This is a genomic window from Duganella sp. CF402, from assembly GCF_900109645.1.
In the GTDB taxonomy this organism is placed as follows: Bacteria; Pseudomonadota; Gammaproteobacteria; order Burkholderiales; family Burkholderiaceae_D; genus Rugamonas.
Window position 1 is genome coordinate 207,937 of sequence record NZ_FOBG01000001.1, and the last position, 12,942, is coordinate 220,878.

Below are 12,942 nucleotides of genomic sequence, written 5' to 3' on the forward strand. Positions count from 1 at the left end.
GAAAGCGCAAGCGTCCGGACAGGGCGCACAGGACTGCTGGTCCTGTGCGCCCTGTTGTTGATTGGTGATCTGGGCTGGTCGCTGCGCGAGCGTTCGGTGCAGGAGTTGTTTAAAGTGCACCTGATGCGCTTTAGCCAGGACGCTACGCTGCTCAATATCCTTATCGGCGCCATGCCGGCCCTGATCGCGCTGACCCTCGGCCCGCTGATCGGCGCATGGAGCGACCGTACGCGCTCGCGTTTCGGCCGCCGTATTCCTTTCATTTTTGGCACCGCCGTGGTGTCCACCTTCGGCATGCTGGGCATGGCCTTCAGCAGCAGCCTGGCCGGCCTTGCGGTCAGCTGGACGGTGTTCGAGATGGCCACCATCGTCGGCAATCCTTTATTTATCGCGCTGATCAACGACACCGTGCCGCGGCCGGTGCTGGGGCGATTCTTCGGCGCGTTCCGCATCGTCAGCCTGGCCACGGGTGCGGGCTTCTTCGCGCTGTTCTTCCGTAATGACCTGGTGTCGGTGTTCCAGCCGCTGCTGGTGGCCATCACTGTGGTTTATATGGGCTGCATGCTGCTGGTGTGTTGGCGCGTGCGCGAACCGTCGTATGCCGCGCCGCCGCGCACCGGCTGGCGCTTGATGCAGCCTGGGGATGAGCAGTGGGGCCGTTTGTTCGCGGCCGTGTCGGTCGGGGCGGTGGCGGTCCTGCCGATCAATATCAACGCGCTCAATGCCAGCGCGCAGTTTGGCGCAGATGCCGGCGATTTCGGCAGCGCGATTGCGCTGACCTATGCGATTTCGATTTTGCTAGCCTGGCCATTGGGCTGGCTGGCCGACCGCTACCATCCGCTGCGCGTGGGCGCGGCGGTGTTGTCGGCGTACGCGCTGTGCATGCTGGTGGCGTGGCGTGTGGTGGATGAGCGCACCGGATTTTTGGTGGCGTTGATTGTGCACGGCGTGCTGGCCGGCTGCTTCCTGACCGGGACCGTGTCGCTGCTGCCAGCCTTGCTGCCGCGAGAACGCTTCTCGCAGCTGGCCGCTATCTCGGCTTCGCTGACTGCATTAATGGTGGTGGTATCGACGGTGGGGCTGGGCGCGCTGCTGGATGCCACCGGCCGCGATTATCGTTTGCTGTATCTGGCCGGGGCGCTGGCGGCAGGCTGCGGTGTTGTGTTGTGGCGCAGCCTGCTCAAACGCTATTTATAGGCGAAGTGGCGGTTGATTTCTTCCAGCGTCTTGCCGCGCGTTTCCGGCAGCAGGAAGGTCGCAGCCAGGAAGTAGACCACGGTGCAGCCGGCCCAGAAGAAGAACATCGGCGCGTAGCCTTGCAGGCTCACGACCGGCAGGAATACTGCTGCCAGCACGGTCGACACGAACTGGTTGACCAGAAGCGCGATGCTCATCCCGTTCGAGCGGATGCGGGTTGGCATTAGCTCGGACAGCGCCAGCCACACGCATACACCCGGTCCTACCGCGAAGCTGGCGATGAAGCCGAGCAGGCAAGCCAGCAGCAGCCAGCCGTGCGCCGCTTGCGGACGTGGGCCGATGCGGGCACGTTCGATTTGCAGCGGCGCTTGCAGGGAGGCGTTCATGTCGGGGAAGGGATTCAGGTGCATCTGCCGGAAGGCGGCGCCGATGACGCTGTCGCCCTCCACGCTGTCCGGTGGCGTGATGCGCAGCGCATCGCCGGGACGCAGGCTGCGAACCTGCGTCAGTGGGCCGTAGCTGTAGGCGATGTCGAGCTGGTAGTCTTCACCGCCGGCGAGCGCGCGCAGCGCGGGCGCATCGAGTTGCAGGGCGTTGTCCTGAATGCGTTGCGACAGTGCGGCGCCGGCGTCGGACTGGCCCGATTCAGCGATGCGGAACAGCAGCGCCGCCGCCAGCAGCGATACCACGATGCCGCCGGAGCCCAGCATCAGCAGGAACTTGCGGCCCTTGCGGTCGACCAGTATCACGGCCAGCACCGTCACCAGCGCGTTGAGCAGCTTGAGTGCGAAGTCGCCGACGTTCCCCATGCTGCCGGACAGGCCGCCCTGATCGAGGATGGTGACCGCATACGCCAGCACCGAGTTGATGCCGGTGGCCTGGTTGCAGGCCAGGATCAGGCACGCCAGCAGGAAGGGCAAGACGTAGCGGCGCTGCAGCAGCGAGTCGGCGGAGCTGCCTTTGCTGCTGGTACGCGATTCGCCGGCGCCGTCGATGGCGGCTAGTTCTGCATCGGCTTCGGCAGCGGGACGCGTGCGGCGCAAGGCTTGCAGCGCGTCGGCTGTGCGACCGTGCGCCAGCAGCCAGCGCGGCGATTCGGCCAGCCACACCACGCCGGCCGTGAACAGCAGGCCGGGTGCGAGGCTGAGCCAGAAGATGCGGCGCCACGCGGCGTCCTGCACTGCTTGCAGCGCTGCTGGCGCCTCGTGCGCGGCTTGCTCCACCTGATGCGCCACCAGCAGCCCGATGGCGGCGGCAAGAACAAGGCCGATGGTCAGCAGCAGCTGGAAGATGGCGGTGCCGCGTCCGCGCACGGCGGCGGGCAGGCTTTCGGCCAGATACAGCGGCACCACTACGCCGATCAAGCCGCCGCTGACGCCTTGCAGCAAGCGGCCCAGCAGCAGCGGCACATAACCGTCAGCCAGTGCAATGACCGGAATGCTAAGGCTGAACAGCAGGCCGGAGATGAACATGATTTTCTTGCGGCCCCACGCTTCGGCCAGCGCGCCCGCTGCCAGCGAGGACAGTACGGACCCCAGCAGCACCGCCGCCACCACAAAGCCCAACTGCTGCGACGACAGCTTCCATAGCTGCACAGCGCTGGCTTCCAGGTAGGGCAGGGCACCGGCGATGATGCCGACATCGATCCCGTATAGCAGGCCGCCAAGGCCGGCCACCAGCAGCAGGTAACGAGTTTGGTTTTCAGGCGAGTGCATGTTCTTGAACTCCTTGTTGTAAAGAGATGGCGTGGCCGCCGACGATGACCTTGCGGACTTGCAGATCGGCATCCAGCACCACGATGTCGGCGCGCTGGCCGGCGGCGAGCACGCCGCGATCTTCGAGGCCGAGGTATTCGGCCGGATAGCGCGACACGCGCGCCGAGGCGTCTGGCAGCGACAGGCCGAGGCTGACCAGATTGCGCAAGGCCTGGTCCATCGTCAGCGCGCTGCCGGCCAGCGAATCACCGAGCACCAGCCGCACGCAGCCCATGCACTTCATCACACGCTGGCTACCCAGCATGTACTCGCCGTCCGGCATGCCGGTGGCGGCGGTAGCGTCGGTGACGGCGTACAGGCGCGGGATGGCGCGCATGGCGGCGCGCAGTGCGCCGGGCTGTACGTGTTGAAGGTCCGGGATCACTTCCGCAAAATCGCCGTGCGCCAGCGCCGCGCCGACGATGCCGGGCGCGCGGTGGCTCAAGCCGGACATGCCGTTGAACAGGTGGGTGAAGCCGGCCAATCCCGCTTCCAGCGCAGCGACGCCGTCCTCGTAGCTGCCGGCGCTGTGGCCGGCCTGCACGCGGATGCCCAATGCCGACAACTGCGCGATCAGTTGCAGGTGGCCGGGGATTTCCGGCGCCAGCGTCAGCACCTTGATCGGCGCGATGTCATTCCAGCGGCGCACTTGTTCCAGCGTGCCGGTGCTCACCAACGGCGGCTGCGCGCCCAGCCGCTTGCAATTCAGGAAGGGGCCTTCGAGATGGACGCCCAGTATCTGCGCGCTGTCCGGATCCGGCGCGGCGATGGCGCGGGCCAGTCCTTGCAGCGCGCGTTCGATCTCTTGCGGCGGCGCGGTCATGGTGGTGCCGAGCAGGGTGGTGGTACCGTGGCGGGCGTGCAGGCGTGCCACCCGACGCGCCGCGTCGCCGCCTTCCATGATATCGGTGCCGCCGGCGCCGTGCACGTGCAGGTCGATAAAGCCGGGCAGTATCCATTGGTCGGCCGGCGCTGCGGCGTCGGCTTCGATGTGGCTGATGTCCGATGCGTGATGCAGGTGGCCTTGTACCCAGCCGTTCGGTGTGAGTATGCGTCCGCTGATTTTCATGTCATTCCTCTTCTGCGATTAAGACTTCAACGCCTTGCTGCGCCAGCGCGGCACGCATCGCCGGCGGCAGGCTGGCGTCGCTCACCACGATGTCGATGCGATTCAAGTTGCAGATGCGATGCAGGCAGATGCGGCCGAATTTGGAGCTGTCCGCCAGCAGGATGACTTGCCGCGCTTGCGATGCCATGCGGGCGTTGAGGCGCGCCTCCGCTTCATCGTGCGTGGACAGGCCGAATTCGGGATCGCAGCCATCGGCGCCGAGCAGCAGCTTGTCGAATACGTAGCCGTCCAGCCCTGCCTCGGCCTGCGGGCCTTGCAGCGACTGGGATGCTTTGCGTAGCGTGCCGCCGGAGAGCAGCAAGTCGATGCCTTCCACCGATCCCAGTTCGTTGGCGATCGGCAGGCTGTTGGTGAATACGCTGAGCGAATAACTGCTGTGCGCGAGGCGGCGCGCCAGTTGCAGCGTGGTGCTGCCGGCATCGAGTATCAGCTTGTCGCCGGGCTGTATCAGCTTCATCGCGCGGGCGGCGATGCTGTGTTTGCGTTCGCGGTGCTGGCCGCGTTTTTCTTCCAGCGGCAGTTCCGGCGGCGCGCGCCGTGTGGTGCTGGCGCCGCCGTGCTGGCGCTGCACCAGGCCCGCTTGGGCCAGCGCGCGCAGGTCGCCGCGTATGGTGACGGTGGAGACGCCGAAGCGCTGCGCCAGCCGGTTGACGCGCACCTTGTCCTGCGCTTCCAGCGTTTGCAGGATTTGCTCGCGGCGGCCGTCGCTGTTTAGCACATGGCCTCCACCGCCGCTGCGGCATTCGCATGGCAAGCGCGCACGTAGCGGGCCAGCACCAGTCCTACCTTGTGGCGCACCAGTTCGGCGGCGCGCGCCGGCAGGCTGCCATCGAGCACGGCTTCCACTTGCTCCGGCAGGTATTGACTGATCAGCGGCAAAGGTAGTTCGCGCTGCGCGAGGTTGCTGTGCAGGCGTTCCAGCGCTTGCGCTACGGCCGGCTCACCCCAGTAGTAGCGGCTGCGGTCGGACAACGCATATTTGCGCAGCATGCGCTGCTGGTCGGGCGTGCCGCTGTAGTGCTTTTGCCAGTGGCGCGGCTGTTCGAGCATGCTGCGTTCCAGCACGTCGGCCAAGTGGGAACGCTGCTCGACCGGGACGAGTGCATCTTCAATTGCGGCCAATGCGAAGCTGGCTTCGCGCAGCGCGTTGGTGGCGGCCGGGCCGACCTTGAGGATGGCGAAATGGTCGCGCACCAGCGCGTGCAGGGCGCGCTCGCTCTGGTAGTCGGTGGAGTGGGCTTCGTACACCAGCCCCGGATGTTCGGCGATGAAGGCCGACAGCGGCGCCGCTTCGGCGGGCGCGTAGTGGTGCACGGTGCTGTGGTCGAAGTCCACGCCGGGCTGCACCACCAGCGCCACCACGCGCTGCCAGGCGTCGTACAGGCCACGTTCGGCGAAGGCGATGGCGTGTGCGGCCAGCGTGGCGTCGGCGGCGTCGGGGCGCGTGACTTGCAGGCCGTCCGCCAGCGAGGCTTCGCCCCCGGGAATCGGCACTTCGGTGCCGATCACGTACACCGGCGGCGGCAGCCCGGCGGCGATGGCCGCCTGTTCGGCCACTTGCGCCAGTTCGGCCGAGCGCGCGGCCACGATGGCGTCCGGCAGCGGTACGGGATCGCCGGCGCAGGCCATGCTGCAATCGAGGTGGATTTTGTGGAAGCCGGCACGTACGTAGGCGGCGATCAGGTCGCGCGCATTGGCCATCGCCTGTTCCGGGGGCAGGTGCTGCCAGGTGTTGGGGCCAAGGTGGTCGCCGCCCAGGATCAGGCGCTCTTGCGGCAGGCCGGTGCTGCGCGCCAGTTCGCGTACGTAGGCGATGTAGTCGGCTGGCGTCATGCCGGTGTAGCCGCCGAACTGGTCGACCTGGTTGGAGGTGGCTTCCACCAGCAGCGGCACGCCGTGCGCCAGCGCGACTTCCATTGCGGCTTGCAGCACTTGCGGATTGGCGCAGCAGACGCTCGGCAGGCCGACCGCTTCGCCGGCGTGGTGTTGACGGATCAGGGTTTGGATCGGGGACATCATGGCTCCTGTGTGATGGTGGCTTGCCGCGCCAGCAGCGCCGCGCCGCGCGCGCCGCCGGCATCGCCGAAGACGGGTGGCAGGATCGGCGGCACGCCGAGGCCGGGAATGAGGTGCGGGCGGATGGCGTCGGCCAGTCCGGTGTACAAATGCGGCAGTTGCGACAGGCCGCCGCCCAGCACGACGACGTGCGGGTCGTAGGCCAGCACGATGCGCGCGAGTGCTGCGCCCAGCAGGTCGAGGTGCAGCTTAAAGACGCTGGCTGCTTCGTTGTCGCCGGCGTTGTGGCGCGCCGCCAGTTGTTCGGCGCTGACGCCTTCGCCGCCGGTGAGGTGTGCGTGCAGGCGACGCAGGCCGGTGCCGGAGACATAGCTTTCGAGGCAGGCGACGCGGCCGCAAGGGCAGGGCAGCAGCGGCAGTTCGTAGCGCTGCAGCAGGTGCGGATCGAGCGGCCAGTGGCCCCATTCGCCGGCGGCGCCATGCAGGCCGCGCACCAGTTTTTGATCGATCACATAGCCGGCGCCGGCGCCGGTGCCGAGAATCAGGCCGAACATGCTGGCCGCGCCATCGGCCGCGCCGCCGTGGGCTTCGGACAGGGCGAAGCACTGGCAGTCGTTGCCGAGCGCGATGGGACGCTGCAATTGCGCGCGCAGCACCGGCAGCAGTTCGCGCCCGGTCAGGCAGGGGATGTTGGCGCACAAGTGTGTGCCGCTGGCGGCGTCGATGATGCCGGGGACGCCGATGCCGATCGCTGGTGCGCTAGTGCCCAAGGCGTCGTCGGCGCCGCGCACAAGGCTCACCAGCGCGCGCACCAGCGCCTCGTAGTCCTGCGTCGGCGTGGCGACGCGCTGGCGGTAGCGCACTTGCAGGCTGGCGTCGCAGGCCACCAGTTCAATCTTGGTGCCGCCAAGGTCGATGCCGTAGTAGTGGTCAGGCATAGTCATGAATGATCACGCCTTGCACCACGCGGTTGACCGTACCGTCCGGGAAGGGATTATCCGGCGTTAGGCCCAGTCGCATAGACTGGTGCAGCGCCAGCACCTGCGCGAACACCACGTGGCACACGGCCAGCCACGCATCGGTGATGTCGTCCGGCGCACCGAGCGCCTTGCCGTCGATGGATAGTACCGCCCCGGCCACCTGGTCGCGCCTCAGTTCATTGAGCAGGTCTTCGTCGTAGCGGCGCGCGTGCGCATCCTGGCTGTGGAACAGCACCACCAGGCTATCGGCATTCAGCACCGACTTCGGACCGTGGCGGAAACCCAGCGGCGTATTGGCCAGCGCCAGCGTGCGGCCGCCGGACAATTCCAGCACCTTCAGCGCCGCTTCGCGCGCCAGCGCTTCCAGCGGTCCTCCGCCCAGGTAGATGATGCGCTGGAAATCGCGCTGGCCCAGCGCGTGCCAGTCGGCGGCCTGCGTGACCATCCAGTGCTCGGCCAGTGCCGCCAGCTGCTGCAAGCGCTGCGCCGCCAGCGGTAGCGGATCGGGGCCAAGCAACGACAGCGCCGCCAGCACCATCGCGGTAAAGCTGCTGGTCATGGCGAAGCCCTGGTCGCAGCTGGCTGGTGGCAGCACTACGTTGATGGTGTCCTGCTGGCCGGCGCCATCGCGCGCCAGCTTGCCGTCCGCATTGCAGGTGATGTTGAGGAACAGCGCACCGGGCGACTGCGCCCGCACCAGTTCCACGGCGGCCTGGCTTTCCGGGCTGTTGCCGCTGCGTGCGAACGATACCAGAAGCAGTGGGCGTTTTGCCGACAGATACAAGGCAGGGTGGCTGAGCAGGGTAGTGGTGGCCAGCGCGCGCACCTGCGCCGGCCAGACCGCATCCAGCTGGTCGGCTACCAGCTCACCGGCATAGGCCGAGGTGCCGGCGCCGGTGAGCAGCACCAGCGCGCGCGGGTCGCTGAGCAAGGCGTGCAGTGTGGCGCGGGCACCCGATGGCAGGTTGTCGAGGCAGGCTGGCAGCTGACGCCAGACGGCGGGCTGCTGGGCGATTTCACGGGCGGTGTGATCGCCGCCGCGTTCAGCCCACAGCGTGGTGGGCAGGTGGTGAAGCTGGGTCATGGCATCTCCGGCTATGCGTTTCAATCGAAAACGATGGTAACGTTAACCTATCGATTTAACCAGTGGCTTTTTCGATTTTTTACGGGAGATAGCAAAACGAAAGGGATGAAGGTGTGGCGCTTGTGCCACGCGATAGCAAATAAGCTTGCCGCAGGGATATCAAAATAAACATTGTTTGTGTAATTATGACATTAAAAGTGTTTTAATGGTAATTCCATGAGCCACCTTTAGACATCACCGGAGACATGCCTTGAAAACCTCGAAAATGTTGCAAGCATCTGTCGCCGCAGCGTTGCTGTCCGCTGCGACTGCCCACGCCGCCACGATTGACTTTGACGCGGCTTCCGTCAGCAATCTGCTGCACGCCAACAATACTTTGTTGGGCCTGGCGGATGTCTACTACGGCACCAGCTACACCGAAGACGGCTTCGTGCTGACCAGCTCGCTAGGCCATTCGTCGCTGCACGCGCTGTTTGTGGCGGACGATGACAATACCCTGATCCGTCCGGCCGCCGACTCCTACGCGATGGGCAGCACCGCACGCGCCACCACCACGCTGACCACGGCCAACAACAGCGCCTTCAGCATCACTTCGATTGACCTGTCCAAGCAAGTCCTGCTCGGCGGCTCGGTCACCTTCTACGGCGTCAAGGCCGATAACTCCGCCACCGTGCAGCAAACCTTCAACTACAACGGCAGCTGGAACACCTATACCTTCGATTCCACCTTTACTGGCTTGTCGTCGCTGAGCTGGAAGCAGGGCGCTGTGCTGGCCGGTAAGGTGCAGTGGGATAACATCAATGTCTCGGCGGTGCCGGAACCGGAAACCTATGCCATGCTGCTGGCCGGTCTCGGCCTGATCGGTCTGGCACGCCGCCGCAAGCAGGCCTAACTTAAGACCAGAGGCGGGCGCCTCCGCTGTCCAGCAGCGTGAGGTAGACCCGCAGGTCGAATTCATATTGGTGATAGTTGGGCTCCATGTAGGTGCACAACTTGTAGAACGCCTTATCGTGCTGCTTTTCCTTGACGTGCGCCAGCTCGTGCACCGCAATCATGCGCAGGAATTCCAGCGGCACTTCCTTGAACATGGTCGCCACCCGGATCTCATGCTTGGCCTTGAGCTTGCCGCCCTGCACGCGCGAGATAGCTGTGTGCAGCCCCAGCGCGTGATTGATCACGTGGATCTTGCTGTCGTATTCGACCTTGTTGATCGGCTCGGCGTTGCGCAGGTATTCCGTCTTCAGCTCCTGCACGTACTGGTACAGCGCGCGGTCGGTACGCAACTCGTGCGGCTTGGCGTAGCGCTTGAGCAGCACTTCGCCCAGCTTGTTTTGATCAAGCAGTTGCGACACTTGCTGCTGGAGTTGATCAGAATAGGCGCTGAGGTACTTCAGTTGGGACATGGGACGGCGGCAAAAATTAGCGAGCCGCAACTTTACCACGCCGACCGTTATATAATTGAGTTTATTGCGATTGGGAGGATGCATGGTAAAGCCAGGTTTGACAATTGCGTTGATGACGCTCGGTGGTGCGGCCTCGGCGGCGGAAGTGACGGTATCGGCGGCGGCCAGCCTGACCAACGCCTTCAAGGAAATCGGCGCCGCCTTCGAAAAGGAACACACCGGCGACAAGGTGCTGTTCAACTTTGCCGCTTCCGATCCGTTGGTGCAGCAGATCGCCAAGGGCGCGCCGGTCGATGTGTTCGCCTCGGCCGACCAGGACGCGATGGACAAGGCCGACACTCTCAAGCTGCTGGCGCCCGGCACCCGCAAGAATTTCGCCAGCAACAGTCTGGTGCTGATCGCGCCGCAAGGCGGCAAGGTGCCGCTAAAGAGCGTGGCCGACGTGGCGCAGCCTGCGGTGGCGCGCATCACCATTGGCAACCCGGCCAGCGTACCCGTGGGCCGCTACGCCAAGGCCGCCCTCGAGCACGCCAAACTGTGGGCGTTGGTTGAGCCCAAGCTGATCCTCGGCACCTCGGTGCGCCAGTGCCTGGACTATGTGGCGCGCGGCGAAGTCGATGCCGGTTTCGTGTACGCCACTGATGCCGCCATCGTCAAGGACAAGGTGACGGTGGTGGCCACGGTGCCGACCGAAACGCCGGTCACTTATCCGATCGCTGTGATCGCCGCCGGCCCGCAAGCGGCACTGGGCCGCCAGTTTGCCGATTACGTGCAATCGCCGGCCGGCCAGGCAGTGCTGGCCAAGTACGGTTTCGGCCGTCCATAAGGTGGAGTCGCTCGAGCCGGCCTGGGTAGCGCTGCGCCTGTCGCTGAAGGTGGCCTGCTGGGCCACGCTGATCGACCTCGTGCTGGGCGTAGCGCTCGGCTACCTGTTGGCGCGCAAGCGCTTTCCCGGCCGCGAACTGCTGGACGCGCTGCTGACCTTGCCGATGGTGATGCCGCCCACGGTGCTCGGCTACTACCTGCTGGTGGTGATCGGCCGCAATGGCGTGATCGGCGCGTGGCTGCAGCAGCATTTCGGCATCAACCTGATTTTCACCTGGCAGGCGGCGGTGATCGCGGCGGCCGTGGTGGCGTTTCCGCTGGTGCTGAAAGGCGCGCGCGCGGCGTTTGAAAGCGTCGATACGCAACTGGAGCAGGCCGCCCGCGTGCTGGGCCTGTCGTCGATGGCCGTGTTCCTGCGCGTGACTTTGCCGCTGGCCTGGCGCGGCGTGCTGGGCGGGGCCTTGCTGGCCTTCGCGCGTTCGATGGGCGAGTTCGGCGCCACGCTGATGGTGGCCGGCAGCATCCCCGGCAAGACGCAGACGCTGTCCATCGCCGTGTACGAGGCCGTGCAAGCCGGGCAGGACGACCATGCCAACCTGCTGGTGATCATCACTTCGGTGGTGTGCATCGCCGTGCTGGTGGCGGCCAACAAGCTGACGCCCAACCGCAACCCGCTGGCCTGAACCATGCAAATATCGATCGACATCAGCAAGACACTGCGGTCCGGCGAGCGCACCTTCCAGCTCGATGCACGCTTTGAATCGGCCGCGCAGCGGGTGGTGGTGTACGGCCCGTCCGGCGCCGGCAAGAGCCAGATGATGAAGGCGCTGGCCGGCCTGATGACGCCGGATGCCGGCCGCATCGCGCTGGCCGGGCGCGTTCTGTTTGATGCCGCTACCGGCGTCAATGTGCCGGCGCGCGAGCGCAACGTGGCCTACCTGTTCCAGGATTACGCGCTGTTCCCGCACCTGAACGTGCGGCAGAATATCGGCTTCGGCTTGCAGCGCGGCTGGCGCAATCCGCATGCCGGCGCGGACGGCGACGCCATAAACTACTGGCTGCAGGCGTTTGAACTGGAACAGGTGGCGCACCAGTTTCCGCATCAGTTGTCGGGCGGCCAGCGGCAGCGCGTGGCGCTGGCGCGCGCGCTGGCGCCGCAGCCGTCGGCGCTGCTGCTGGACGAGCCGTTCGCTGCGCTCGATCCCGGCCTGCGCGAGCGCATGCGCGCCGAGCTGGACGCGCTGCAGCGCCGGCTCGCCATCCCGATGCTGATCATCACGCACGATGCGGAAGACGTGCGCGTGTTCGGCGAGCACGTGCTGCACATGGAGCAGGGCCGTATCGCACAGGAGAAACCAGCATGACGATGGCATTGCAAGGCAACGTATGGCTGACCATTGATGGCCAGAAGCTGGGCGGGCAGGACCGCGTGGCGTTGCTGGCGGCGGTGGCGGAGCATGGGTCGATCACGGCGGCGGCCAAGGCGGTCGGCATGAGCTACAAGGGCGCGTGGGATGCGATCGAAGCGATGAACAACCTGGCCGGCGAACCGCTGGTTGAGCGGCTGGCCGGCGGCAAGGGCGGCGGCGGCACGCGGCTCACCAAGCGCGGCGCGCAGCTGGTGGAGAACTTCCTCAAGATCGATGCGGCGCACCGCGAGTTTGTGGCGCATCTGAGCGGACAGTCCCATGCATTGGCCGATGATTTCCTACTGATTCAAAGGATGAAGATGAAAACCAGTGCACGCAACCAGTTCAGCGGCAAGGTGGTGGCGGTCAAGCATGGCGCGGTCAATGATGAAGTGCTGCTGGAAATCGTCGGCGGCCAGCGCATCGTGGCCACCATCACGCGTGATAGCAGCGACAGCCTCGGGCTGGAAGAAGGCGTGGAGGCGTTTGCTCTGATCAAGGCCTCGTCGGTTATCGTCGCTACCGAGCTGGGCGATGTGAAACTGTCGGCGCGTAATCGTCTGAACGGCAAGGTCAGCCGCGTGCTGCCCGGCGCGGTGAATACGGAAGTGAGTATCGAACTGCAGGGCGGCGGCGTGATCGCCGCCATCGTCACACGCGACAGTGCCGATGCGCTGGCATTGGAAGTCGGTGCCGAAGCCAGCGCCATCTTCAAAGCCTCCAGCGTGATCATCGGCACGCCGGCGTAACACGTCCTTATTGTTTGTTGCCTCCTTTCGATGATTGTTCGCTGCGCGTGCCGTTCTTTTCGGCGGCGGCACGCGCGGCGGACTGACGGCTTTCCCCGCCCTTGCGGCCAATGGCGGCCATGTGTTCGCGGTCGCGACTGACCGCTTCGCCGCCTTTCTGTCCGGCGCGCCGGGCTTCCTCGGAATCGAATTCGTGCGCCGTGCCTTTCTGGTGGGCGGCTTGCCCGCCCTTGCTGGCGATGGCGCGTTGGGTGGCCTCGTCCATTGCGGCGAAGCCGCGCTTGGCCGTGCCCTTGGGTTTGTCGCTTGCTGAATTACTTGCCATATAAACCTCCGTCGGTTGAGTGGGTAGGCAGCAGAGTCGCTTGCTGCTCTGTGTGGTTAGAGCGGCAACCT

General features: G+C 65.6%; 14 protein-coding genes. 6 read left to right on the forward strand and 8 right to left on the reverse strand.

Going from position 1 to position 12,942, the window contains the following annotated elements; all coding sequences use genetic code 11:
* Positions 1 to 54 precede the first annotated feature (54 nt).
* Positions 55 to 1,197, forward strand: a complete 1,143-nt coding sequence (locus BMZ70_RS00990; RefSeq protein WP_092268831.1) for an MFS transporter — start codon at positions 55 to 57, stop codon at positions 1,195 to 1,197.
* On the opposite strand, the gene BMZ70_RS00995 is transcribed toward BMZ70_RS00990, so the two are convergent.
* Genes BMZ70_RS00995 through BMZ70_RS01020 form a run of 6 tightly spaced genes read right to left on the reverse strand, consistent with a single transcriptional unit; the run spans position 1,188 to position 8,160 of the window.
* Positions 1,188 to 2,912 carry an MFS transporter gene (locus BMZ70_RS00995; RefSeq protein WP_092268833.1) on the reverse strand — a complete coding sequence of 575 codons (1,725 nt, stop codon included), beginning with the start codon at positions 2,910 to 2,912 and terminating at the stop codon, positions 1,188 to 1,190. The two genes, BMZ70_RS00990 and BMZ70_RS00995, sit on opposite strands and share 10 nt — an antisense overlap.
* On the reverse strand, positions 2,899 to 4,020 hold the full coding sequence (nagA, locus tag BMZ70_RS01000; protein ID WP_092268835.1) for an N-acetylglucosamine-6-phosphate deacetylase: 1,122 nt from the start codon (positions 4,018 to 4,020) through the stop codon (positions 2,899 to 2,901). Before nagA ends, BMZ70_RS00995 begins: the two co-directional genes overlap by 14 nt.
* A 1-nt stretch (position 4,021) precedes the next feature.
* Positions 4,022 to 4,798 (reverse strand): transcriptional repressor AgaR, encoded by a 777-nt coding sequence (gene agaR / locus BMZ70_RS01005; protein ID WP_092268837.1) that lies wholly within the window; start codon positions 4,796 to 4,798, stop codon positions 4,022 to 4,024.
* Positions 4,792 to 6,099, reverse strand: coding sequence for a D-tagatose-bisphosphate aldolase, class II, non-catalytic subunit (locus BMZ70_RS01010; RefSeq protein ID WP_207231533.1), 1,308 nt, complete (start codon positions 6,097 to 6,099; stop codon positions 4,792 to 4,794). Before BMZ70_RS01010 ends, agaR begins: the two co-directional genes overlap by 7 nt.
* Positions 6,096 to 7,040, reverse strand: a complete 945-nt coding sequence (locus tag BMZ70_RS01015) for an ROK family protein (RefSeq protein WP_092268841.1) — start codon at positions 7,038 to 7,040, stop codon at positions 6,096 to 6,098. The genes BMZ70_RS01010 and BMZ70_RS01015 overlap by 4 nt, the downstream gene beginning before the upstream one ends.
* Positions 7,027 to 8,160, reverse strand: a complete 1,134-nt coding sequence (locus tag BMZ70_RS01020; RefSeq protein ID WP_092268843.1) for an SIS domain-containing protein — start codon at positions 8,158 to 8,160, stop codon at positions 7,027 to 7,029. Before BMZ70_RS01020 ends, BMZ70_RS01015 begins: the two co-directional genes overlap by 14 nt.
* Before the next feature lie 250 nt (positions 8,161 to 8,410).
* Between BMZ70_RS01020 and BMZ70_RS28660 the strand changes: the two genes are divergently transcribed.
* Entirely contained in the window at positions 8,411 to 9,052 is a 642-nt protein-coding gene (locus tag BMZ70_RS28660) for a PEP-CTERM sorting domain-containing protein (RefSeq protein ID WP_229205239.1), read from the forward strand.
* Between the two features lies 1 nt (position 9,053).
* Here the strand turns inward: BMZ70_RS28660 and BMZ70_RS01030 are convergent, their stop codons facing one another.
* The gene (locus tag BMZ70_RS01030) at positions 9,054 to 9,563 is read right to left on the reverse strand and encodes a YgjP-like metallopeptidase domain-containing protein (protein WP_092268845.1); all 510 of its coding nucleotides are present in this window, start codon (positions 9,561 to 9,563) and stop codon (positions 9,054 to 9,056) included.
* A gap of 82 nt (positions 9,564 to 9,645) precedes the next feature.
* Here BMZ70_RS01030 and modA point away from each other — a divergent pair, with 82 nt between their 5' ends.
* Genes modA through BMZ70_RS01050 form a run of 4 tightly spaced genes read left to right on the forward strand, consistent with a single transcriptional unit; the run spans position 9,646 to position 12,546 of the window.
* The gene (modA, locus tag BMZ70_RS01035; RefSeq protein ID WP_092268847.1) at positions 9,646 to 10,389 is read left to right on the forward strand and encodes a molybdate ABC transporter substrate-binding protein; all 744 of its coding nucleotides are present in this window, start codon (positions 9,646 to 9,648) and stop codon (positions 10,387 to 10,389) included.
* A gap of 1 nt (position 10,390) precedes the next feature.
* Positions 10,391 to 11,071 carry a molybdate ABC transporter permease subunit gene (gene modB, locus BMZ70_RS01040; protein WP_092268850.1) on the forward strand — a complete coding sequence of 227 codons (681 nt, stop codon included), beginning with the start codon at positions 10,391 to 10,393 and terminating at the stop codon, positions 11,069 to 11,071.
* A 3-nt stretch (positions 11,072 to 11,074) separates the two neighbouring features.
* Positions 11,075 to 11,752, forward strand: coding sequence for a sulfate/molybdate ABC transporter ATP-binding protein (locus BMZ70_RS01045; protein ID WP_092268852.1), 678 nt, complete (start codon positions 11,075 to 11,077; stop codon positions 11,750 to 11,752).
* Positions 11,753 to 11,754: 2 nt separating this feature from the next.
* Positions 11,755 to 12,546 carry a TOBE domain-containing protein gene (locus tag BMZ70_RS01050; protein ID WP_092277383.1) on the forward strand — a complete coding sequence of 264 codons (792 nt, stop codon included), beginning with the start codon at positions 11,755 to 11,757 and terminating at the stop codon, positions 12,544 to 12,546.
* Positions 12,547 to 12,553: 7 nt separating this feature from the next.
* Here the strand turns inward: BMZ70_RS01050 and BMZ70_RS01055 are convergent, their stop codons facing one another.
* Complete coding sequence (locus BMZ70_RS01055) at positions 12,554 to 12,871, reverse strand: KGG domain-containing protein (RefSeq protein ID WP_092268854.1); 318 nt, start codon at positions 12,869 to 12,871, stop codon at positions 12,554 to 12,556.
* Between the last annotated feature and the right edge of the window lie 71 nt (positions 12,872 to 12,942).